Annotated in this window: 16 protein-coding genes; 3 read left to right on the top strand and 13 right to left on the bottom strand. The window is 69.4% G+C overall.

Going from position 1 to position 21,434, the window contains the following annotated elements; translation table 11 throughout:
- Nucleotides 1-76 precede the first annotated feature (76 nt).
- The 6 genes from ACPCUW_RS10785 to ACPCUW_RS10760 are packed head-to-tail and all read right to left on the bottom strand — an operon-like array spanning nucleotide 77 to nucleotide 9,307.
- On the bottom strand, nucleotides 77-1,036 hold the full coding sequence (locus ACPCUW_RS10785; protein ID WP_423424567.1) for a ScbA/BarX family gamma-butyrolactone biosynthesis protein: 960 nt from the start codon (nucleotides 1,034-1,036) through the stop codon (nucleotides 77-79).
- Entirely contained in the window at nucleotides 1,033-1,935 is a 903-nt protein-coding gene (locus tag ACPCUW_RS10780; protein ID WP_423424565.1) for a nucleoside-diphosphate kinase, read from the bottom strand. Before ACPCUW_RS10780 ends, ACPCUW_RS10785 begins: the two co-directional genes overlap by 4 nt.
- Entirely contained in the window at nucleotides 1,932-3,026 is a 1,095-nt protein-coding gene (locus ACPCUW_RS10775) for an SDR family oxidoreductase (protein ID WP_423424564.1), read from the bottom strand. The genes ACPCUW_RS10780 and ACPCUW_RS10775 overlap by 4 nt, the downstream gene beginning before the upstream one ends.
- Complete coding sequence (locus ACPCUW_RS10770; RefSeq protein ID WP_104393788.1) at nucleotides 3,023-3,274, bottom strand: acyl carrier protein; 252 nt, start codon at nucleotides 3,272-3,274, stop codon at nucleotides 3,023-3,025. The genes ACPCUW_RS10775 and ACPCUW_RS10770 overlap by 4 nt, the downstream gene beginning before the upstream one ends.
- Nucleotides 3,274-6,636 (bottom strand): AMP-binding protein, encoded by a 3,363-nt coding sequence (locus ACPCUW_RS10765; RefSeq protein ID WP_423424563.1) that lies wholly within the window; start codon nucleotides 6,634-6,636, stop codon nucleotides 3,274-3,276. The genes ACPCUW_RS10770 and ACPCUW_RS10765 overlap by 1 nt, the downstream gene beginning before the upstream one ends.
- Nucleotides 6,626-9,307, bottom strand: coding sequence for a phosphoenolpyruvate synthase (locus ACPCUW_RS10760; RefSeq protein WP_423424562.1), 2,682 nt, complete (start codon nucleotides 9,305-9,307; stop codon nucleotides 6,626-6,628). Before ACPCUW_RS10760 ends, ACPCUW_RS10765 begins: the two co-directional genes overlap by 11 nt.
- Nucleotides 9,308-9,577: 270 nt before the next feature.
- Here ACPCUW_RS10760 and ACPCUW_RS10755 point away from each other — a divergent pair, with 270 nt between their 5' ends.
- From ACPCUW_RS10755 to ACPCUW_RS10745, 3 genes are all read left to right on the top strand, one after another.
- Nucleotides 9,578-10,282, top strand: a complete 705-nt coding sequence (locus ACPCUW_RS10755) for an ESX secretion-associated protein EspG (protein ID WP_063017692.1) — start codon at nucleotides 9,578-9,580, stop codon at nucleotides 10,280-10,282.
- A gap of 217 nt (nucleotides 10,283-10,499) precedes the next feature.
- A complete protein-coding gene (locus ACPCUW_RS10750; protein WP_030512751.1) occupies nucleotides 10,500-10,874 on the top strand; it encodes a hypothetical protein in 375 nt (124 codons plus the stop codon).
- Nucleotides 10,871-12,124 (top strand): hypothetical protein, encoded by a 1,254-nt coding sequence (locus ACPCUW_RS10745; protein ID WP_423424560.1) that lies wholly within the window; start codon nucleotides 10,871-10,873, stop codon nucleotides 12,122-12,124. Before ACPCUW_RS10750 ends, ACPCUW_RS10745 begins: the two co-directional genes overlap by 4 nt.
- A gap of 464 nt (nucleotides 12,125-12,588) precedes the next feature.
- Here ACPCUW_RS10745 and proB read toward each other — a convergent pair whose 3' ends face one another.
- From proB to ACPCUW_RS10710, 7 genes are all read right to left on the bottom strand, one after another.
- Nucleotides 12,589-13,707, bottom strand: coding sequence for a glutamate 5-kinase (gene proB / locus ACPCUW_RS10740; protein WP_063017715.1), 1,119 nt, complete (start codon nucleotides 13,705-13,707; stop codon nucleotides 12,589-12,591).
- A 106-nt stretch (nucleotides 13,708-13,813) separates the two neighbouring features.
- The gene (obgE, locus tag ACPCUW_RS10735) at nucleotides 13,814-15,274 is read right to left on the bottom strand and encodes a GTPase ObgE (RefSeq protein ID WP_104394116.1); all 1,461 of its coding nucleotides are present in this window, start codon (nucleotides 15,272-15,274) and stop codon (nucleotides 13,814-13,816) included.
- Between the two features lie 126 nt (nucleotides 15,275-15,400).
- Nucleotides 15,401-15,667 (bottom strand): 50S ribosomal protein L27, encoded by a 267-nt coding sequence (rpmA, locus tag ACPCUW_RS10730; RefSeq protein ID WP_030512747.1) that lies wholly within the window; start codon nucleotides 15,665-15,667, stop codon nucleotides 15,401-15,403.
- A gap of 48 nt (nucleotides 15,668-15,715) precedes the next feature.
- Complete coding sequence (gene rplU, locus ACPCUW_RS10725) at nucleotides 15,716-16,027, bottom strand: 50S ribosomal protein L21 (RefSeq protein ID WP_030512746.1); 312 nt, start codon at nucleotides 16,025-16,027, stop codon at nucleotides 15,716-15,718.
- A gap of 341 nt (nucleotides 16,028-16,368) precedes the next feature.
- On the bottom strand, nucleotides 16,369-19,725 hold the full coding sequence (locus ACPCUW_RS10720; RefSeq protein WP_423424802.1) for a translation initiation factor IF-2 N-terminal domain-containing protein: 3,357 nt from the start codon (nucleotides 19,723-19,725) through the stop codon (nucleotides 16,369-16,371).
- Between the two features lie 697 nt (nucleotides 19,726-20,422).
- Nucleotides 20,423-20,824 carry a nucleoside-diphosphate kinase gene (ndk, locus tag ACPCUW_RS10715; RefSeq protein ID WP_030512744.1) on the bottom strand — a complete coding sequence of 134 codons (402 nt, stop codon included), beginning with the start codon at nucleotides 20,822-20,824 and terminating at the stop codon, nucleotides 20,423-20,425.
- 45 nt (nucleotides 20,825-20,869) lie between these two features.
- Nucleotides 20,870-21,211, bottom strand: a complete 342-nt coding sequence (locus ACPCUW_RS10710) for a DUF4233 domain-containing protein (RefSeq protein WP_082857361.1) — start codon at nucleotides 21,209-21,211, stop codon at nucleotides 20,870-20,872.
- Nucleotides 21,212-21,434: the final 223 nt, after the last annotated feature.

Raw genomic sequence — 21,434 nt, 5'->3', positions numbered from 1 at the left:
AGGGCCGATCCGGACACTCGAGATCGGTTCGCGGACACTTCCTGCTCCGACCGGCCGGCGGGCGCGGCGGAACCGCTCAGCATTCCGCCTCGTCGGTGTCGTAACGCAGGCCGATGCGCGCGGCCACCCCACCGCATTGGTGGATTTCGCAATCGATCTGTCCCGGAACGGAATCCGAGGCGCCCGCCACACATTCGGCGCGGTGGTCCAGTTCCACGAACCGCTCGAAGGAACTGGAGACCCCGATCAGCCGGCCCGGCTCCGACACCGCCATCGCGGTGACCGTCTGACGTGCCGCCTCGAGCAGCACACTGCCGGGCACGTGATCCACCGGGTGGTCGAACAGGATCGGATGCCCGGTGTCGATCACCAGCTCGGCGCCCGCCGCCGCGCCCACCCGTCGCAGCGGGCCGATCACCACATTGCGCGCGTTGGCCCGGCCTACGTCGGTCGCCGCGGCCGACTGCCCGGGTGGCAGCGCGGCGCCGATGTCGCCGAGCCCCAGTGCGGTGCGCAAACCGCCGCGCAGCGCCTCCCAGCGCGACGGCGACACCCAGGTGAAGGATCCGTCCACGATCATCAGCGGCACTCCCCCGCATTCGATGTCGAGCACCATATCCACACCCTGCAGCACCTCGCCGCGCCGATGGCGGCGCGAAATCTGCACCGACATCACAAGATCCGCGGGCGCGGGCCCGATCGCCCAGTTGTCGCTCTCGGCGACCGCGCCGTTGAAGGTGCGCACGACGAAGCCGAAATCCTGTGGAACGCCGAAGTATTCGTGCGTGAGAGCGATCGCCGCCTGGCGGGCCGCCTCCATCACCAGCAGGGGGTCGTAGGTGCCGTCCCACGGTGCCAGGTGGTCGCCGTAGAAGGCGTGCATGCGGGGTAGCTGGGCGCCGACCACGAATTCGTCGGACCGCGCGGCGTGCAGGGAGGTGACGAAGACTTCCGATACCGCGCAGCGGTGGGCGAGATGGCGGGAGATGGTGTGCACATGGCTCGCGGTCGGGATGGTCGCGGTGTCGATCGTCATGGTCGTGCCTCCAACCAGTCGTGTGCGGATACCGGGGGCAGGGTCTGGCGCCGCCCGCCGTTGCGCATGGGAAGTACCTGGGAGCCGAGGACGATGGCCGACCACGGATCGATCGCACGGCCCGTGGCCCAGGCGCGCCGCAACAGCAGCGCACAGTCCTCGTCCCGATCGGGATCGAAGTCCGCCGGAACGTCGCCGAGGTCGGCGAGCAGACGCGCGGTGGCGGCGGAACGCGTGAAAACCCGTGCGGGAGTGCGGGAGTACAGCTTCGCGGCGCAGGCGGCGGCTTCGGCACCGCGGTCCTCCCCGGTCCCGATCTCACGCAGCACCCGCGCGCGGGTGTCGGTGTCGAAGTAGATCGCGAACTCTCGCAGCACATCGGCCGGATCGTCCGGCGAATGCACCAGATTCAGCAGATAGCTGTATCTGCCCAGAACATAACGTAATTCGCCCGGCTGCCGCTTGCCCGGATCGGTCGGTCCCTTGGCCGCCGTGAGCCGCACCGAGGTCGGCAGCGTCTCCGGTTCGCCGGAGACGACGAGGACCAGCGCATCGGAAATCTCGGTCAGCAGATCGGCCAGTCGCCGCCGCTCCGGCGAGGCGATATTCCACGCGAAGTACCACAGCGCGCGCACCAGATGCCGGTCGACCGCGCAGATGCGGGCCGCCACGACGCGGAAGTCGTTGTCCCGCAACCACTGCAGGGTCGGCTCGACCGCCCGGGCCACGATCGCGTCCGGTTTCAGCAGCAGCAGTGAGTATCGGCGGGAGAATTCGGCCGCGTCGAGTCCGGCCGCACCGAGGTGGTCGACGGTCTCCTGGACGTAGGTGTCCTCGGCATAGGCGGCCGCCTTGTCCGGCAGCGGTGTCGACGCCGCCAGCAGTTGCGCCAGGTTCATCGGCTGCCTCCCGTCTTCGCGCCCGAGGTGAAGCGCGCCAGCACCTCCGGTACCGAGGGCAGCGGATCGCCGAGGTAGCCGCTTTCCAGGCAGTGGTCCAGGAGCACTCGCAGATACGGCTTGCCGGTCGCGGGACAATCCCGTCCGAGCAGGGCGTACGTCGCGGTGGTGTCGAACAGCGGGCGGCGGGCGAAGTAGCTCGTATAGAGCGCGCCGATGCGCTGGAAGTATTCACGTTCCAGCGGTTCCAGGTCGTCCACCGAGAAGGTGGCTTCGGGAACGAAGGTCGCGACGTGGAAGGACGGATATTCGGCGAGGACGTCCGAAATATCGCGCAGCGACAGCGCATCGGCGCCGACGGCGTGAAAAGTCTGTCCCACAGCGGATTCGAAGTCGGTGGCGGCGGCGGTGATCACATCGGCGACGAAGTCGACCGGGGCGAGTGCGATCGTGGCGTCGTAGCGGCCGGGCAGCGAGCGCAGTTTGCCCTCGACGATCAACTTCACCACCGTGTAGAGGTTCTTGTAGTCACGGATCACGCCGGTGCCGGCGGCGCCGGTGACGACACCGGGGCGCACGACCGCCCAGCGCAGTCCCGGTGTGCAACGCACCTGACGTTCGGCACGGAACTTACTGTCCTCGTAGCCGTTTCCGAACGCTTGCCCGACGTCGAGTTCCGCCTCGGCGACGACACCGGTCCGCATCCCGCAGACATAGGCGGTGCTCACGTACACCAGCGGCACGTCCCAGCGCAGCGCCAGCTCGATCGCGTGCGCGGTGCCGCGCACGTTCAGTTCCTCGTAGTCGCCGGCGGTGGCATCGAAAGCGGTGGTCGCGGCGGCGTGCACGATCATGCCGACGCGGGAACCGAGTTCGGCGGCGTCGTGCCGGGACAGGCCGAACCCCAGCCGCCGGATATCGCCGCGCACCGTCTCGATGCCGTCCAGCTGCGAACCGTCGTTGCCGACGATCCGCGAAGTGCTGTGCAGCACACCGACAACGGGCCGTCCCGCCGCACCGAGGCGCGCCACCACCTCGGCGCCGACCAGGCCGCCCGCGCCGGTCACCAGTACGGCGTCGTGGCCGGTCACAATCCCACCCCCTCGATCAGGGTCACCACGTCCCCGATGCGGCGCACGCCGGCCAGCTGTTCGGGGCGGTAGCGCGGTAGGCCGAAGGCCTGTTCGAGGACCAGCGTCAGCTCCATCAAGCGCAGCGAGTCGAAGCCGAGATCCTCGATCAGCCGCAACCGGTCACCCGGTTCGGCGGGCGGAGCCGGCGCCATCGCGACGACGAGTCGGCGAACCCGTTCCGCCACTGGGCTGTCCACATTCGTCATCACTGTCCTCTGTCGTGCTGGTGGGGTTGCTCCCCGCCCGAGCCGAGCAGGTCGCGGGCCTCGTCGAGGGGCAGTTCGGTGTCGAGGTAGGCGGCCGGGCGCAGCCAGTCGTAGCTGATGTCGAGGGTGCGGCGCCATTGCTCCCGCGAATCGAACGACGCCGGGAACTGCGTGCCACCGGCGATCTCTCGCACGGCCGCGGCGAGTTCGTCCAGCACGGCCAGCTCGTCCAGGCCGCTCGCACCCGATCCGAAGACCGCGGAGAAGCGCAGCGCCGACGCGCGGTCGACCAGCTCCCGCAGCGATCCCACGTCCGGCACCAGCGCGGTCAGCGTCGGACCGGGCGCGACGTCCGCGGGTAGCGGGTGAATACCGTAGGTGGACAGCACCATTCGCACACACATGGCGATCGCGCGATGCGCCGCGATATCGGCAACCGCACCCTGGCCCGCCTTGACCGCGCCCATCAGATCCTCGCGCGCGTTCTCCAGGACCACGTTCGACCAGACCACCTCCATCGCACAGGCGACGAAGCGCCGGGCCGGCAGCGGTGACAGGGTCGCGATATCCCCGTCCGCGCCGCCGCCGGCGAGTCCGAGCGCGGGCATCCGCGTGGACGGAATCGGCGTGACGGGGCGTAGCGGTTTGCACATGGCGAGCGCGGGACGCAGTATCTCGCCGCCGCGCAGAGCCAGTCCGACGAAGCCCAGGCGGACGAATTCGGCGAGTTCGGTCCCGATCGGCGACCGGCGCAGGATGTCGGCGACCGATTTGCGGGCGACGACGGCACGCCAGGCCGCGGCACCGCGAGCCGAGAGCGCGAAGACATCGGTGTCGTCGCGCAGGACATGGATCCGGTCCCCGATAGGCCAGGTGGTCACGCCGTCGATCCGGGCCAGCAGAATCCGGTCGGGATCATCGGCGACGTCCGCGATGCCGAATCGCCGAGCCAGTGCGAGCAGCTCGTCGAGTGTCGCGGTGTCCGGAAGACCACGGTAGGCGTCGATCAGCTCGGCGGCGCCCGGATCGACCGAGGCTATTCGATCGAGCTGTCGCGGAAGCCATTTCGTCTCGATATAGGTTTCCCCGCGCGTCGCGCCCCACGATTTGACGGCTTGGAGCAGGCCGTCGCGGGCCCACCCGTCGACTTCCGCGTCGGCGCCCATCGCGTGCAACGCGACCGCGAACCACAGCGCGTGCCGGCTGCGCCGAGCCCACCAGTCGGACACGGTCGCCGCGAAGGTGCCGGCGGGCAGCAGCGCCGACAACCCGTCCAGATCCACGGCCGCGCTCGACCGCACCACCGTCGCGTTCCGGAACCGCTGACACCGGTTCAGCACGTCCTCGTCGAGGTCACCGGCGCCGTCCGCGCCGGCCACCCGCGTGAGTTGCGCCCGCAGTTGCGCCTCGGACCGGGTGCGGATCTCGATGCGACGGCCGTCGGCGAACACCACGGTCGGTAGCGTCGGCATCTCCTCGGCACCGGGTGCCACGATCAGGAAGTCGATATCGGAACCCTCGTTGCCGAACCCCTCCGCCAGCGACCCCTCGAACAGGGCGGCGGAATTCGGCGGGATCGAGACCGTTTCCAGTGCGGCGGCCAGCAGCCGCTCGACACGATCGAGCGGCAGCGCGGGCTCGGTGGACAGACCCGCCGTGGTGGTGTCGGTGGCGGGATGTTCGGTGGCGCCCGCCAAACGCCCCTCGATATACAGCTGCCACATGTGGCGGCGGCGCGGTTTGCCGCTCGAGGTGCGGCGGATGAAGCCGCGCGGTCCGGTGACGACGCCCACGGTGCCCGCGGGCCCCAGTTCGCCACGCACCACGGTCCGGGCTCGGGCAATCCACTCCCCCGGCGCGGTTTCGGCGAACAGCACGATGCCGGGTGTGGCGCCGCCGGTCAGCGAGACCGCCGCGAGCTTGCCCTTGGTGATACCGGTTTCGCGGGCCACCCGCGATTCGATGTCCTCCATGAACACCGAACGTCCCCGGACCTTCAGGCTCGTGCCCATCCGGCCCAGCACGAAAACCTCGTCGTGATACCGGAATCCGGCATCGCCGGTGTAGAGCCGGCCGTCGGTGATGCGTGTTGCGCCGCCGGCGCCGTCGGTATAGCCGAGTGCGACCGAATCGCCGATCACCACCATCTCCCCGAGCACCCCGTCGGGCAGTTCGCGGCCGTCCTCGTCCACGACCACGACGGTGGATTCGGGAGTGGAGAAGCCGAGGCCGGTGATCCAGCCCGGGCCGCTCACCCACCGATCGTCGGCGAGTGCGACCTCCGCGACGACTCGGACCCGCTCACCGGGCCGCAGGGTCGCCGTATCGAGGCGCAAGGCCGTCAGCGGCCGGTCACGCGCCGAGGAGGTGACCATCAGCGTGGCCTCGGCCAGACCGTAGGCGAGGGTGTAGGCCTGGGCGGAAAAGCCGCGCGCGCCGGTGAGTTCGGCGAACGACCGCAGATCCTCGACTTCGACCGGTTCGGAACCGACCGCGAGGGTCCGCCATCCGGACAGGTCCAGATCGGCGATGTCGTCCGGGGCAACGCGGTGTGCGACATAGCCGAGGGCGAACGACGGCGACGGCGAATGCTGGGCGCGCGCCATCGCCCGCAGCCAGCGCGCGGGATCGCGCACGAACTGATCGGGCCGCATCAGATACAGGTCCCCCTGATTGGCGACCGTGGTGAGGAATGCGCCCACGAGGCCCATATCGTGGTAGAGCGGCAGCCAGGAGACCATCGCCTCGCCGGGCCGCCAGTCGATCAGCCGGCTGATCATCCGGATGTTGTTGGCCAGGTTGTGCCACGACACGCGCACCCCGCGCGGGGTTCCGGTCGACCCGGAGGTGAATTGCAGCAGTGCCGTCTCGGCCACGGGCGCGAGCGTCCGTTCGGCGGGCGTCCCGGTTTCGGCCACGACGACCGGTTCGTCGGCGCGCCCGGCCGCGGTCATCGCCTGCCGGACCAGCGCTTCCAGCTCCACCGAGGTGACGACCACGCGGGGCGCGGCTTGGTCGAGTATCGCCGCGACATGCGCGACGTACTGCTCCACATCGGCGAACATCGGAGGCGCGATGGGCGTGAACACCCCGCCGCAGGCCCAGACGGCGTAAAACGCGGCGACACAGGGGAATCCGGTCGGCATGACGACGCAGACGCCGGCCTCGTCATCGCCCACGAGCCCCCGTTCGCGCAGCCGGCCCGCGACCGACCAGGTCAGCTCGGCGAGCTCCGCGTAGCTGCGGAACTGCCAGCCGTCCGCTTCGTCGGCGAGGTGGATGCCGGTGGCGGTGGCGGGATTCACCAGCCAGCCGCGCACCAATTCCTGGTCGTCGCCGGTCGTCGGCAGTTCACTGGGCATCGCTTGCCTCCCCTTCATCGAGCACGGTGACGGTTCCGCTGCTGCCGTCGACCCGCAACGGCATACCGGTACGAACGGATCTGGTGACGCCCGGAATCTGCACCACCGTCGGCACACCGAGCTCGCGCGCGACGATGGCGACATGGGTGAGCGGGCTGCCGCGCTCGACGACCAGTGCGGTCGCCGACGGCAACACCGCCACCCAGCCCGGGTCGGTTCGATAGGTGACGAGCACACCGCCCGCCACATCGCGCGGTTCGTCGACCACCACCGCCGGTCCCGTCCCGATACCGCCCCCCGACGGCGTCCCGGTGAAGACCGCGCCCGCGGTCGCCGCCGGAGTGTCGGTGATCGGCACCCAGCCGACCGCCGCGAGTTCGGCCGGACCGAAACCACCGCCATGGGTGACGAAGCGGGCCGGCGCGACCAGGCGCGCGTCGGCGGCGCGCTGCTGTTTGCGGGCGGCGACCACCGCGCGCAGACCGGCCGTCTCGCCGCCCTCGTAGCAGCTGCGCAGTTGCGGCAGCGTCAGGTAGAACACATCGGAGAATTCGTCGATAATATTGCGCCGCACCAGGTCTCGTCCCATGATTCGGATTGTTCGCTTGACCATGCCGAAGGCGCGGGTACGGCAGAAGCGCAGACTCTCCCGATGCGCGGCACAGCGAGCCACCTTGCGCCGCAAGCGTTCATAGATCGCACGGCGCCAACCACGCAGGTGCGCATCGAGATATCGTTGCGCGTCGTCGGCGGCGCGGTCCTGCTGTTCCGGTAGCGCCGCCAGCACCATGACGAACAGGCCCGACGGATCCTCCCGCAGATCCGGCGTCTCGAGCTTCAGTTCGTCGAGGCTGCGATAGCCGTAGCGGTCGATGTATTCGTCGACGCGCGACCGGAATTCGTCGTGGCCCGCCGTCACCAGCGCGTCGTACGCACCTTCCGGGGCAGTGCTTTCCAGTAGTTTGCGCAGTTCGGCGTTCTCGCGGACGGTGGCGGCGAGGGCGGACATGGCGCGGGCCGGCTCGGCGGATTCGACGTCGGCCCCGGGCCCCGCGACGGCGTAGAGGAACCACTCCGGCGCCTTCGGCAGGAATAGCCGGGTGAGCACATACAGCAGGCCGGTGAGGGTCAGCAGCATCGCGTCCAGAACCATCATCGGACCCCAGCGGTGCACCAGCTCCCGATCGAGTTCGCGATAGCGGGCGTAGGCCTGGGCGCCGGTGTCGGCGCTGTCGTCATGGGATTCGAAATCGTCGTAGACGCGGTAGAAATCGTCGAGGAACCGCCGCATCATGGCGTCGATCCCGGCGATGCGGCGCAGATAGATCGCGGTGGTGCGCGTCCGGGACAGCACTCGCCGCACCGGATTGCCGAAAGTGAACGGGCGCAGCGTCTTCGCGATGTCGTCGGGCAGTGGTTCGGCCACGCCGAGCGCGGCCTCGAGGACACGGCGGTTGAGCGGATAGCCGGGCGCGATGCCGACCATCCGGTACCAGTGCAGCAGGTTGTAGTAGACGCGGCCGTGGAAGTAGCCGAGCAGCACCGGAGTCCAGCTGTCGGTCTGCGCTACCTGCGCCCGCGGCACGCCCAGGGATTCGGCGTATCCGCGATACACCCGGCCGTAGATATCGGCCGCGGTGGTGAAGGTGAGCGGTGAGGTGATCCCGCTGAAACTCTCGATGATGTTGGAGTTGTCCCAGATTCGCAGGTCGCCGTCCGGCACCGCCTCCCCGGCGCCGCGCAACGAATCTCCGACCGCGGTGGTCACCGGGCGTGCCTGCAGCACCCAGAGCCGGCCTTCCGCATCGAAGGCCCATTCGACGTCCTGCGGGTCGCCGGTCGCGCTCTCGATCCGACGGCCGACCTCGATCAGCCGGGTCACCTGATCCGGGGTGAGCGCCGGGCGTGAACGCAGCGCGGGATCGACCTCCACCGCGATGCAGCCCTGGTCGCCGTCGGGTCGGTAGCGAGTCGCCTTCTCTCCCACGGTCGTATCGATGACTTCGCCCGAAAACTTGTCCGCGACATAGGTATCGGCGTCCACCGCGCCGGAGACCAGCCCTTCGCCCAGTCCGTATACCGCACTGATCAGCATCCGGTCCGTAGCGCCGGTGCTCGGATCGCAGGTGAACAGCACACCGCTGGCCTCCGCCGCGATCAGGCGTTGCACGATGACCGCCGGCATCTCCGGAAGCGCCAGTCCGTGTGCGAAACAGTAGGTGATCACCCGCGGCGACAACGCCGAGGCCCAGCAGGCCGTCACCACCGAGGCGATCGCCTCGGCGCCGGAGACGTTCAGGAACGAATCGAATTGCCCGGCAAATGAATACGTGGTTCCGTCCTCCACCGCCGCAGACGACCGGACCGCCACCGGACCACGGCCGAGACGCCGCCACACCTCGTCCATCGCGCCGACGAGAGCATCCGGAGGTGTGGCGGTCATGATGCTCGCGCGCAGCCGGGCGCCGCGGATCAGCGCCTCGTCGAGGTCGGTGGCGACCACGAAATCCGCTGCCGCCGCGACGATCTCGGACGGCATGTGCTCGAACAGCGACGGCTCGACGACCAGCCAATCCGGCACCGGCAACGCCGCATCGCGCAACCGACGCAGCCCGGCCGCCTTCCCGCCCGCCTCCGCGGCTTCGGCAAGGCTCGCTTCGGATTCGTGCACCAGGTCTCCTGTCATCGCGGACCGTGCGCCTGCCCAGCGGTCGCTCGCAGAGTTCGTAACGATATATCTGAAGTGTCGACGTTTCGGAATACCGGTGATCACGTATCCGGCATGCCGCGATGCACAGGCGGTCACCACGGCGTTGTCTCGATATACCGGCCGCGCTCACCGGTGTTAACCGAATTCCGAACAAGATCGGCTGGCCGCCCGCCGGGTGCGCGGCTACGCTACGTTGAGGCTCGTGACGATCGGTGGAGGGTGTAATTCGGCGTGAGTTGGACATTCACACCGGACGAGTTCGCGCACATCTGGCGCGAGACCGACCTCGATCGCCATCCCTTCCCGCTTCGCATTCTCGAGTCACCCCGCACCGAGGACGAGGCGGCCACCTTGCGCAAGACCCTCGAGGTACGGCTGCCGCTCGGCGCGGACCCCGACCTGTCCGCCTGTCTGCGCATCCTCGCCGCGCCGCACACCCGCGTGGTCGCGATCGGGGGCGCGCACAGCGCGGGAACCGAAATCCGGGCGGTGGCGGCGGCGATCTACGACCACGCCGTACTCGCGATCCAGGAACCGGGACGCACACCCGGATTCGGCGGGTCCATCCGCTTGTCGATCGGTCACACCGCCAAACTGGGCGCCCGCATCGCCGCCCTGCTGCCCGAGTGCCCGGCCGGAGGCGAACCCGCGCGCTCGGCGCCGAGCGAAGCGGTGCGCGACGACGACTGCCCACGGCCGACCTCGCCGCCGGCGCCGCGCATACGCCGCCTGCTGCTGAAACCGCATACCGCCGAGGGACATATCCGCATCGAATCCGGATTGGACCGGGCCACACCACCCCCACCGCTGTACTACACCTGGATCGACGTCGCCGACGACGGGCGCTATCTCATCAAGGCGGGCGACGAAGTCCACATCGTGCCCGCGAGCCGGCAGCAGATCGGCGCTCATCTGCAAAAACGCATTCCGCGATGACTGTGGCATGCACGGATTCGGGCAACTCGGGCTGACCGGACATCGCCGGAACCAGTAAGCTGGGTCGACCTGCAGCCTCACCGGGAAGCCGCCTCGGCCATCCCTCATCGGGCTGTGTGATTACAGTCCAATGGGGAGCCCTACGTGGTAATGCTCCGCTGCCGCCTCCGGGCGTTCCCCATTAGGCTGATCGGACCGACCGATCTCAGGGGTGCGCATGACGATCGAGACCAGCCAGGCCGATATCACCCGTTTCCTGCAGGCCGCGCGTGGGGGAACCGTCACCTTCGATCCTGCGGCCGCGCGTGGGTGCGCGGAGATCTATCAGCAGCAGGCCGACCGGCTTCGGGAACTACAGCAGCGCCTCGATTCGGTGTCGCAGCTCAGCGGCTTCGGAGGCTTCTTCTCCGCGCAGCAGCTGCAGGCCGGCTTCGGCCGTAAGGCGCGCGATGCGGCCGAACTGCTCGACCAGTACATTGCCGCCGCCTACCGCATGAAAGAGGCCTTCCTGACCAGCGCCGGGCTCTACGAGGAGGCCGATTCCGCGCATGCGGCCGCGCTGCGGGCGATCTCCTCCGGACTGTCGCGATGAGCGCCGAATTCCGTTACGGGCCGGCCGCTTCGCACACCGACCCCCAATACATCAGCGCCATGGAACATTTCGAGTCGATGACGCATGAGCAGATCCACACCGGTACCGAGAAGATCGAGGCCGGTGAGATTCTGCGGGCCTCGCTGATCTGGTTGGAGGCGGCCGCCACGCTGACCGGATCCATGCCCGCCACCCGATCGCAGGCCGAACGAATCATGGATCACGCCGGATGGCAGGGCCCGGCCGCCGAGGCCGCCGCCGCGAGCGCGCACAGCTTCGCCGCCTCCGTCGACGAGTTGGCCGCTGTCTTCGGTGAGGTCGGTGCTCGGCTCGGGGCGGTCGCCGGAGCCGCGGAAGCGGTCAAAATGGCGGTACCGCCGCCGGGCGATTCCGGACCGGTGGGCGCCATCGCCCGGGTGCTCGAGGCCGCGCATGTGATCGATGCGCGCATCGCCCAGGAGGTCATGCGTCAAGAGGCGATTCTGACGATGAACATGATCTACAAACCGGCCTACTCCGCCGCGGGCACCGCGGTCCCGGCCCTGCCCGAACCCCCGGCACAAGCCGACCCCGGCGGACCGCGCCCCAGCGCTCCCGCGCGCCCGGACGGCGACCGGCCGCAATCACACCAAAGCCCCACCGCCCCACTGCCTTCCGAGCCGGAGCCCTCGACACCCGATCAGGCACCGGACTCGGCCACTGCCCCCGGCACACCCACGCCGCACTCGCCGGCTGCACCCGCACCCGCCCCCACGCCCGCACCCGAGAGCCCAGCTCCCGCACCTTCGCAGACGCAACCCGCGCCCGCGCCCGGCGACCCGGCACCGAGTCCCTCGGCGCCGCCGCCCGCCGCACCGACACACGATCCGGGCCCGGCGCCGACCCCGGCGCCCCCGACCTCCTCCGCTCCTACCTCGCCCGACCCGACGCAGGCGCCCGCACCGTCCGGTCCGGACAGTTCGGTGCCGCCGGGTCCACCGCCGCCCGATCCGAATACCGCGCCGCCGGCCACCACCGCACCGGCTCCCCCGCCACCCTCCGACACCCCCGCACCGCACTCACCCGACCCGTCGGCATCCACCCCGCCACCCCAATCCCCCACGCCCGCACCACCTCCGGCCCCCGGCCCATCCGACCCGTCGGCGCCTCCGCTCACCGACCAGGAAGGTCAGCCAGGTATCACCGGCCCCATCCCCAACACCGATACACCGACGACTCCCGACCAACCCGGGGTATCGCCGCCGGGCTGATCGGTATTCGGGGGCGTGAGAGTTCGACAGTCCAGCTATGTCCGGACACATCACCCAGCGCCCAACCCAGGTGAGCCGGCCGACGCCGCGGAACAGGAGTAGCAGCTCCCGTCGAGGACGTTGTCGTCGGCGCACACACGTAGCCCTCATCCCCAACGCCGACACATCGGCGACTCCCGACCACCGGTGTATCCCCGGGGCCGATCGATAGTCGGTCGCGCGAGATTCGGCAGTCGCCGCCGGGCCGGGCGGAACGCGCCCCGCCCGGTCCGGGCACGGCTGTTGATCAGCGTGGCGCGGCGGTAGGAACTCCGTCGAGAATGTTGTCGCCGACCGACACGGCGGCATCGATCGCGACGTTTCGACAGCCTTCTCATCGAACGGCTCGGCGGCGGAGCCGGAACGTACAGAGGCCGAGTGGCTTTCGCGCTGCGGGTACGACTCTCGATCCGGAGCCGAGATGCCTACAGCTTCACCAGATCGTCGGCGTGAATGACGGGGCGCTGCATACCTTCCGGCAGTTCGGAGGTGGAGTGGCCGGCCATGGCTTGCAGTTCGGTGCTGTCGTATTCGACGACGCCGCGCGCTACGGTGCGGCCGTCGGGAGCGAGCAGGTCGACCACATCACCGCCGTAGAAGCGGCCCTTGACGCCGGTGATGCCGGCGGCGAGGAGCGACCGGCGCGAATGCGCGACGGCCCTGACGGCGCCGGCGTCGAGGTGGATGGCGCCGCGGCTGTCGGCGGCGTGCCGGACCCAGAACTTGCGGGCCGACAACCGGACCGGACGCGCGGCGAAGGCCGTGCCCACCGAGGCGTCGCGCAGTGCCAGCGCAGCATCGGAGGCGGCGGCCAACAGGACGGGCACGCCGGCGTCGGCGGCGAGGCGGGCGGCCGAGAGCTTCGACGCCATACCGCCGGTGCCGAGTGCGCCACCGCTACCGGCGATCACACCGTCGAGGTCGGCGCTGTTGCGCACCTCGGGAATGAATGTCGCGGCGCCCTTGCGGGGGTCGCCGTCGTAGAGTCCGTCCACATCCGACAGCAGAACCAGCGCATCCGCACCGACCAGATGCGCCACCAGCGCGGCCAGCCGGTCGTTGTCACCGAAGCGGATCTCCTCGGTGGCGATGGTGTCGTTCTCGTTGACCACCGCGACCGCGTGCAGGGCACGCAAACGGTCGAGGGTGCGCTGCGCGTTGCGGTGGTGTTCGCGCCGGGCGAAGTCACCCGCGGTGAGCAACACCTGCCCCACCACCCGGTCGAATCGGGCGAACGAGGTGCCCCAGGCGTGGGCCAGCGCCAGCTGGCCGACGCTCGCCGCGGCCTGCTTCGTCGCGAGATCCCTTGGGCGGGCGGCCAATCCGAGCGGGGCTATGCCGGCGCCGATCGCACCGGAGGAGACCACCACCACATCCGATCCGGCGCGCATACGGGCCTCGATCGCCTCGGCGAGCTTGTCCAGGCGCGCGTTGTCGAGTCCGCCCTCGAGGCTGGTCAGCGCCGACGAGCCGATCTTGACCACCACGCTGCGCGCGGTCCGGATCGACTGCCTAGTAGTTACCGCTCCCTTATCGTAATCCACCTGTGTCACAACAACACTCACTCACTTGACGCGCCACCACCGTGACGCACGACGACTACCGGACCGGCACGCCCGCACACACCGGCGAAACCGGCGTGGCGGGCGATCACGGTTGGTCCTCGTCCTCCGAGACCAGGCCGCGGCGCACCCGGGAGGCATGCTTGCGCTCGGCGGCGGAGATGCGGTCGGTCTGGTCCAGGCGGGGGTCGGTCCCGCGCCCGGTCATCACCATATCGACGCCGGCCGAGATCTGCGGCTCCCACTCGAAGCTCACATCGCCGATGGTGACCTCGGCGCCGGGCACCGCACCCTGGCGAACCAGCTCGTCCTCGACGCCCAGGCGCGCGAGCCGGTCAGCCAGGTAGCCGACGGCCTCGTCGTTGTCGAACTGCGTTTGGCGCACCCATCTTTCGGGGCGCTCACCGCGGACGATGAAGCCGCCCTCGACCTCCGGATCGGGTTCGACGGTGAAGCCGGTCTCCCCGGCCACCACCGGCCGGATCACCGGACGCTTCGGCGCCGCCTTCGGATGCGCCTCGCGATACTCGCGGACCATATCGGCCAGCGCGAAGGTCAACGGCCGCAAACCTTCCCGGCTCACCGCGGAAATCGTGAACACCGGCCAGCCGCGCTCGGTGAACTCGGACGTCACCATCTCGGCCAATTCGGCGGCGTCGGGGATATCGGCCTTGTTGAGGATGACCACGCGCGGCCGATCGGCCAGATCGCCCAGGCCGGCGTCGGCCTGCAGGGCGGGGCGATAGGCGGCCAGTTCGGCCTCGAGCGCGTCGACGTCGGAGATCGGGTCGCGGCCGGGTTCCAGTGTGGCGCAATCGACTACGTGAGCCAGCACCGCGCATCGCTCGAGATGCCGCAGGAAGTCCAGCCCCAGGCCGCGTCCGTCGCTGGCGCCGGGGATCAGGCCCGGCACATCGGCGACGGTGAAGGTGGTGTCCCCGCTGGACACCACGCCGAGATTCGGCACCAGCGTCGTGAAGGGGTAATCGGCGATTTTGGGCTTGGCCGCCGAGAGCACCGAAACGAGCGAAGACTTTCCGGCCGAGGGGAACCCGACCAGGCCGACATCGGCCACGGATTTCAGTTCGAGAACGAGATCGCGCTCCTCGCCCTCCTCACCCAGCAGGGCGAAGCCGGGCGCCTTGCGGGCGCGCGACACCAGCGCCGCATTGCCGAGCCCCCCGCGGCCACCGCGCGCCGCCACGAACCGGGTGCCCGCGCCGACCAGATCGGCCACGACCTCCCCGTCGTCGTCGATGACGACCGTGCCGTCGGGCACCTTCAGCAGCAGCTCCGAACCCTGTTTGCCGTCGCGGTTACCGCCCTCGCCGGGTTTGCCGTTGCCGGCTTTGGCGTGCGGGTGGAAGTGGAAGTCCAGCAGCGTGTGCACGTTCGGGTCGACTTCGAGAATCACGTCCCCGCCGTTGCCGCCGTTGCCACCGTCGGGTCCGCCGAGCGGCTTGTACTTCTCCCGATGCACCGAGGCACAGCCGTGGCCGCCCTTACCGGCGCGGACGTGCAGTACCACACGATCGATGAATTTGGACATGCCAGCTGGACCTCTGTGTTTCGGTGGACGGTGGTGGTGAGCCTCCCGGAACGGCGAACGGGCCAGGGTTTATCTGCTAAACCCTGGCCCGCTTCGAAGAATGTGTGGAGAAGGCTCCGGCGCGGCTCAGGCCTGCACCGGCTCCGGTACCACGATGTTGACGGTCTTGCGGCCCCGCTTGGTGCCGAACTGGACCGCGCCCGCCTCGAGGGCGAACAGCGTGTCGTCGCCGCCGCGGCCGACGTTGACGCCGGGGTGGAAGTGGGTTCCGCGCTGGCGAACCAGGATCTCTCCGGCCTTGACGGCCTGGCCGCCGAAGCGCTTCACGCCGAGTCGCTTGGAGTTGGAATCGCGACCGTTGCGAGAGCTGGACGCACCCTTCTTATGTGCCATGGCTGAAAACTCCTCGATTCGAAACCGGGTGGTTCCGCTAGGTCGAAATTACTTGATGCCGGTGACCTTCAGGACCGTCAGCTTCTGACGGTGGCCCTGACGCTTGTGGTAGCCGGTCTTGTTCTTGAACTTGTGGATCCGGATCTTCGGGCCCTTGGTCTGCTCGACCACCTCGGCGGACACCGAAACCTTGGCCAGCTTGTCGGCATCGGTAGTCAGCTCGGCGCCGTCAACCACCAGCACCGGCGACAGCGATACGGCCGTGCCCGGTTCACCCTCGATTTTCTCGACCTTCACCAGGTCACCGACCGCGACCTTGTACTGCTTTCCGCCGGTCTTGACGATCGCGTACGTTGCCATCGGTCGGCTGCCCTCTTTCCTCAACTAGTGCTCGGCACTCTGCTCACACGGCCGCCTGCCGGTGGACACCGGAAACCGCCGTACGACTGGTCTGATAGTCACCGCCGCCTCGGTACTTCTTCCGCACCGGAGGGCTCGTTTTCGAGCCGGATCTCATGACAGCGCAGCGTTTTCTCAACACAACACGGTGCTGTCACCGGGCAGCGACTGTCCAAGATTACAGGACTGCCACCCCACGCACCAAACCGGGTCGCCACCACTCCGAACGCGATCCGCGGCGGCGCCCCGCCCGCCGTGCGGGCGGGGCCTGTGCTGCGTGTTCTCCGGTTCGACGCCCCGGATCAGTTCGGCGATTCCGGCGCGCCCGCGGCTCGCCCGGCGGCCCGGCGACGGGTCCGCTGCCGCGGGGTCACCTCGGCCGGAGCCAGCTCGTCGAGCGAGAACTTCGGCGCGCTGTCCTGATCGGCGTCGGTCAGGACGAAGACCGCGCCCCGGCTGTCGGTCGACGGAGCCGACGCGGTGCGAGCCACCCGGCGGCGGCCGCGACGGACACCTGCCTCCGGAGCCTGCTCGTCCGGCTTCTTCTCGACCGACGCCTTCTCGACCGGCTTCGTCTCCGCCGGAGCTAAAGTGGACGTGGGCTCGGCCGGCGCCAACTGTGCTCCGATTCGGCCGGTCACCGCGGGCACCCGTTCGGCAGCGGGCTCCTGTGCGGGCCGCTCGGACTCCGCGACCGGCTCGGAGCCGTCTCGACCGCCGGCGACCACGGATTCGGCTGCTTCCGCGGGCACGGGTTCCGCCCGGACGGCTTCGGCTTCAGCGGATTCGGTGACCTCCGCCGCTGCCGCCCTCGCACGTCCCCGGCGCGAATCCCGCGAGCCCTTGGCCTGCGGGCTCGGTTCCGCCTTCGCCTCGACCGGCGCGGCGGCCTCGGGCACCTCGTCGTCGGTGTGATGCGCGGCCATCGCGAGCGCGACCGGATGAGCGCGCTTGACGGCCGCCTCCTCCTCAGGATGCGAATCCGCGGTCTCGGGCGCGGCGGTGCTCGCCTGCTTGGTCTCCTTGTCGCGGTCCTTGTCCTTGCGGCGGCGACGGCCTTCGCGGCGGCCGGCCCCTTCCTCGGCGGGCGCGGTCTCGACCGGGTAGTTGTGCACGATGATGCCGCGGCCGTGGCAGTGCTCACAGGTGGTGGAGAACGCCTCGACCAGTCCGGTGCCCAGCTTCTTGCGGGTCATCTGGACCAGGCCGAGTGAGGTGACCTCCGACACCTGATGGCGAGTACGGTCGCGTCCGAGCGCCTCGGTGAGGCGACGCAGCACCAGATCGCGGTTGGATTCCAGCACCATGTCGATGAAGTCGACGACGATCATGCCGCCGATATCGCGCAACCGCATCTGGCGCACGATCTCCTCGGCGGCCTCCAGGTTGTTGCGGGTGACCGTTTCTTCCAGGTTGCTGCCGCCGGAACCGGTGAACTTGCCGGTGTTGACGTCGATCACGGTCATCGCCTCGGTGCGGTCGATGACCAGGGTGCCGCCGGACGGCAGCCACACCTTGCGGTCGAGGGCCTTCGCCAGCTGCTCGTCGATGCGCAGGCTGCCGAAGACGTCCACGCCGTTGTTCTCGTAGCGCTCGACCCGGGCCAGCATGTCCGGTGCGACGGTGCGGACGTAGTTCTCGACGGTCGTCCACGCCCGGTCACCCTCGATGACCAGCTTGGAGAAGTCCTCGTTGAACAGGTCGCGGACCACCTTGACCAGCAGGTCCGGCTCTTCGTACAGGGTCTTCGGCGCGCCCGACCCGTTCTCGGCCTGCTTCTCGATGGTCTTCCAGGTGGCCTGCAGCCGCTCGACGTCGCGGGCCAGCTCGGTCTCGCTCACACCTTCGGACGCGGTGCGGATGATCACTCCGGCGTCCTGCGGGACGATATCGCGCAGGATCTCCTTGAGCCGCTTGCGCTCGGTGTCGGGCAGTTTGCGGCTGATACCGGTCGAGGTCCCGCCCGGAACGTAGACCAGGAAGCGACCGGCCAGGCTGATCTGCGTGGTCAGCCGGGCGCCCTTGTGCCCCACCGGATCCTTGCTGACCTGCACCAGGACGGTGTCGCCGGGTTTGAGAGCCTGCTCGATCTTGCGTTCCTTGCCGCCGAGCCCGGCGGCCTCCCAGTTCACCTCACCGGCGTAGAGCACGCCGTTGCGGCCGCGGCCGATATCGACGAACGCCGCCTCCATGCTGGGCAGCACGTTCTGCACCTTGCCCAGGTAGACGTTGCCGACCATGGACGCCGTGCCGGTGTTGGTAACGAAATGCTCGACCAGGACGTTGTCCTCGAGCACCGCCACCTGGGTGGTCGCGCCGACATGCGAGTGTTCACCGGCCGGGAACGACTTCTCGCGTACCACCATGACCCGGTCGACCGCCTCGCGACGGGCCAGGAATTCCGATTCGGTGAGGATCGGCGGGCGGCGGCGACCGGCCTCGCGACCGTCGCGACGACGCTGCCGCTTGGCCTCCAGCCGGGTCGACCCGCTGATGCCCTGCACCTCGTCGACCGCGCGGCGCTTGTTGCGCGGTTCCCGCTCGTGCACGACGGTGTTCGGCGGATCGTCGTCGGCAGGCTCGGATTCGTTGTCCTCACCGGCCTTGCGACGACGGCGACGACGGCGACGGCGGGTGGAACCCTCCGGCGTCGAACCCGACTCGTCGTCGCTCTCCTCGCCGGTCTGCTCGGCGGCCGCTTCCTCGGCGGATTCGTCGGAGTCGGCGTGCGACTCGGCGTCCTCGTCGTCGGATTCGTCGTCGGACTCGTGATCGGCGTGCTGTTCGCCCCGGCCCCGGCCGCGACCGCGACGGCCACGGCGGCGACGACGCGAGCGACCGCCGTCCTCCTGCTCGTCACGCGACTGCTCGTCGTCCCAGTCGCCGCCGGCTTCGGTCTCGGGCTCGGCTGCCGCGACGGACTCGGGCTCCGCCGGAGTTTCCTCCGGCTCGGTGTCGGTGACCTTTTCGCCGGCTTTCTCGGCGGCCTTTTCAGCGGCTTTCTCGGCCGCCTTTTCGGCGGCCTTGGCCTCGCGTTCGGCGCGCCGGCGGCGGCGCATTTCCTCGGCCGCCGCGGCATCCGGCGGCAGGAACAGCGGCGCGGCCGCGATACTCGCCGGCTCGAAGACGACCGGCTCCTCGGGCTGCGCGACGGGCTGCTGGAACGGGCTGGTGAACAGCGAAGTGTGGGGTGCCGATTCGGGCTCGGCGGTGGTCGCCGGCGACTCGGATGTCACTGCGGAGTTCGCCGTGCCGGCGGCCTCGGCGACGCCCGCGGCCTGCACGGTATCGGCGACCTCGGTTTCGGCGACCGCGGTGGATGCGCCGGACTCGCTCGGCACGGGCTCGCCGGCCGTATCCGGCGCGGTGGCGGTCTGCGCGGTATCGGCCGCGGCGGTGGACGTGGTCGCCGGAGACGCACTCTCGGCGGGCGCCGGAGCAGGCGTATCGGCCTGTTCGGTCGCGGGCTCGGCCACCGGTTGCTCGGCGCCGGCCTGTGGGGGAACGAGCGCGTCGCGCACGGATTCGGCGACGGTCCGGTCCAGGCTGGATTGGGCACTGCGGGCTTCCGCACCCAGTTCGGTCAGGTGGGCAAGGATGCGCTTGCTGGTGGTTCCCAAAAGTTTCGCCAGCGCGTGCACCCGGATACGTTCGGGCAACTGCGCTGCCTCCCCTACCCCGGCCACCTCGGTCGAGGTGGATTCACCATTGCTCTGCGATGTTCCTTGCGGCTCTTGATCGGCCACGAAATCTCCTCGGGCCCCCGGGCGCGTCCCACTCGTACGAGAGTGACGCGGCCGACGCGGGGGCGCTGTCCGTTCGCCTCACGCCTGTGGCGCAAGGTCTGATGGTCTCGCCCCGCGTGCCCGGTTATCACCTGTCGTACGTCGTTCGGGCTAACTGGTCACGCGGCGCCTGGCTGTTGGCTTTCACACCTGAACTCGAGCGCTCATCCAGCGTGCCGCCGAACAGCGAGTCTTGTAACCGTCCGGGGCAGCGATGATCGGCGTCGAGCCGCGGTGCCATTCGGTTGCGTTCGCCACCTGCCCCGATAGGTAGGCGTCGATCACATCCGCTTCCAGTATCCCACACAGCGACCCACTGGTACGCCATCGGAGCGCGACCGCCCCGTTTCCGTGGCCCGACCGGCGGCTCTTTCCTACACCTGAGGAGGTCTTTCCCGACCGACGTCGATCACCGGCTGGAGTGTCGCCGCGACCCGCGAGCAAACCGGCTCACCCGGCCCGGAGCGAGTCCTCCGAGCGACCGTTCGCGGCCGGCTCGCCGTCGGATGCCCGAACGGCGAGCCCAGAGGCCGCGAACCCGCCGGTGCGAATCGGAGCCTGAAAGACAGAGCTAGAACCAGAGTGCGATCTCGCGCTTCGCGGATTCGGGCGAGTCGGAGCCGTGCACGAGGTTGAACTGGGTTTCCAGGGCGTAGTCGCCGCGGATGCTGCCGGGAACGGCCTTCTCGACCGGGTCGGTGCCGCCGGCGAGCTGGCGGAAGGCGGCGATGGCGCGCGGGCCTTCGAGGATGGCAGCGACGACCGGTCCGGAGGTGATGAATTCGATCAGCGAGCCGTAGAACGGCTTGTCGGCGTGTTCGGCGTAGTGGGCGGCGGCAAGTTCTTCGGAAACCTGCTCGAGCTTGAGGGCCGCGATCTTCAGGCCTTTGCGTTCGATGCGGGTGATGATCTCACCAACCAGGCCTCGGGCCACGCCGTCCGGCTTGATGAGTACCAACGTCTGCTCAGTCACGGCGCCACTCTAACCGGCGCTGCCACGGGATTCCGAACCGAGCCCTCAGGACGAGCCCTGCATCCGCTGGCTGGGCAGTAAACCCTGGTCCATGCGGCGTTTGACGTCGGAGCGCAGGACCAGAATGAACGCCCACACGGCCGCGAACACGACGCCGATGATGCCGATCGACAGATGGATGAATCCGCCGGCCAGCACCAGCACCTGCAGGCCGAGATTGAACGGCACGGCCCACGAGCGGCGCTGCATCCCGGAGCCGACGAACATCAATACGGCCAGGCCGACCAGGTAGGTCACCGACCACCAGCTCAGCCCGCCGCCGACGGCCCCGACCACCGGCAGTGCCAGCAGCACGGTGATGGCCTCGAGTACCAGCGCACCGGCCATCACACCGCGGAAACCCTTCCACGGGTCGGTCGCGGGCGCGGGTACACCCGGCTTCGGTGCGCCGGCCTCGCCGCGCACATCGTCCTCGCTACCCACGTTGCCTCCTCCGCGCCGCACCGCCGATGCCCTCGACACCAGCTTCCCACTGCACCCTGCGTCCACGTTCCGCCGGGCCTGCCTGGTGACGCAAGCTGCCCCACCGCTTCACGCGGTATCCGATGCC

The sequence above is a fragment of the Nocardia sp. AB354 genome (genome assembly GCF_049538315.1).
In the GTDB taxonomy this organism is placed as follows: domain Bacteria; phylum Actinomycetota; class Actinomycetes; order Mycobacteriales; family Mycobacteriaceae; genus Nocardia; species Nocardia nova.
Note: the sequence above shows the minus strand (reverse complement) of the source record. Positions and strands in the feature narration are given on the sequence as shown.

Excerpts from the sequence above, each read along its gene's own strand:
- rplU (WP_030512746.1), bottom strand. The coding sequence starts at position 16,027 with ATGGCAACGTACGCGATCGTCAAGACCGGCGGAAAGCAGTACAAGGTC.
- ACPCUW_RS10710 (WP_082857361.1), bottom strand. The coding sequence starts at position 21,211 with ATGGCCGGTGCGCTGGTACTCGAGGCCATCACCGTGCTGCTGGCACTG.
- ACPCUW_RS10745 (WP_423424560.1), top strand. The coding sequence starts at position 10,871 with ATGAGCGCCGAATTCCGTTACGGGCCGGCCGCTTCGCACACCGACCCC.
- ACPCUW_RS10750 (WP_030512751.1), top strand. The coding sequence starts at position 10,500 with ATGACGATCGAGACCAGCCAGGCCGATATCACCCGTTTCCTGCAGGCC.
- ACPCUW_RS10780 (WP_423424565.1), bottom strand. The coding sequence starts at position 1,935 with ATGAACCTGGCGCAACTGCTGGCGGCGTCGACACCGCTGCCGGACAAG.
- ACPCUW_RS10765 (WP_423424563.1), bottom strand. The coding sequence starts at position 6,636 with ATGCCCAGTGAACTGCCGACGACCGGCGACGACCAGGAATTGGTGCGC.
- ACPCUW_RS10785 (WP_423424567.1), bottom strand. The coding sequence starts at position 1,036 with ATGACGATCGACACCGCGACCATCCCGACCGCGAGCCATGTGCACACC.
- obgE (WP_104394116.1), bottom strand. The coding sequence starts at position 15,274 with ATGTCCAAATTCATCGATCGTGTGGTACTGCACGTCCGCGCCGGTAAG.
- ACPCUW_RS10770 (WP_104393788.1), bottom strand. The coding sequence starts at position 3,274 with ATGACGAATGTGGACAGCCCAGTGGCGGAACGGGTTCGCCGACTCGTC.
- rpmA (WP_030512747.1), bottom strand. The coding sequence starts at position 15,667 with ATGGCACATAAGAAGGGTGCGTCCAGCTCTCGCAACGGTCGCGATTCC.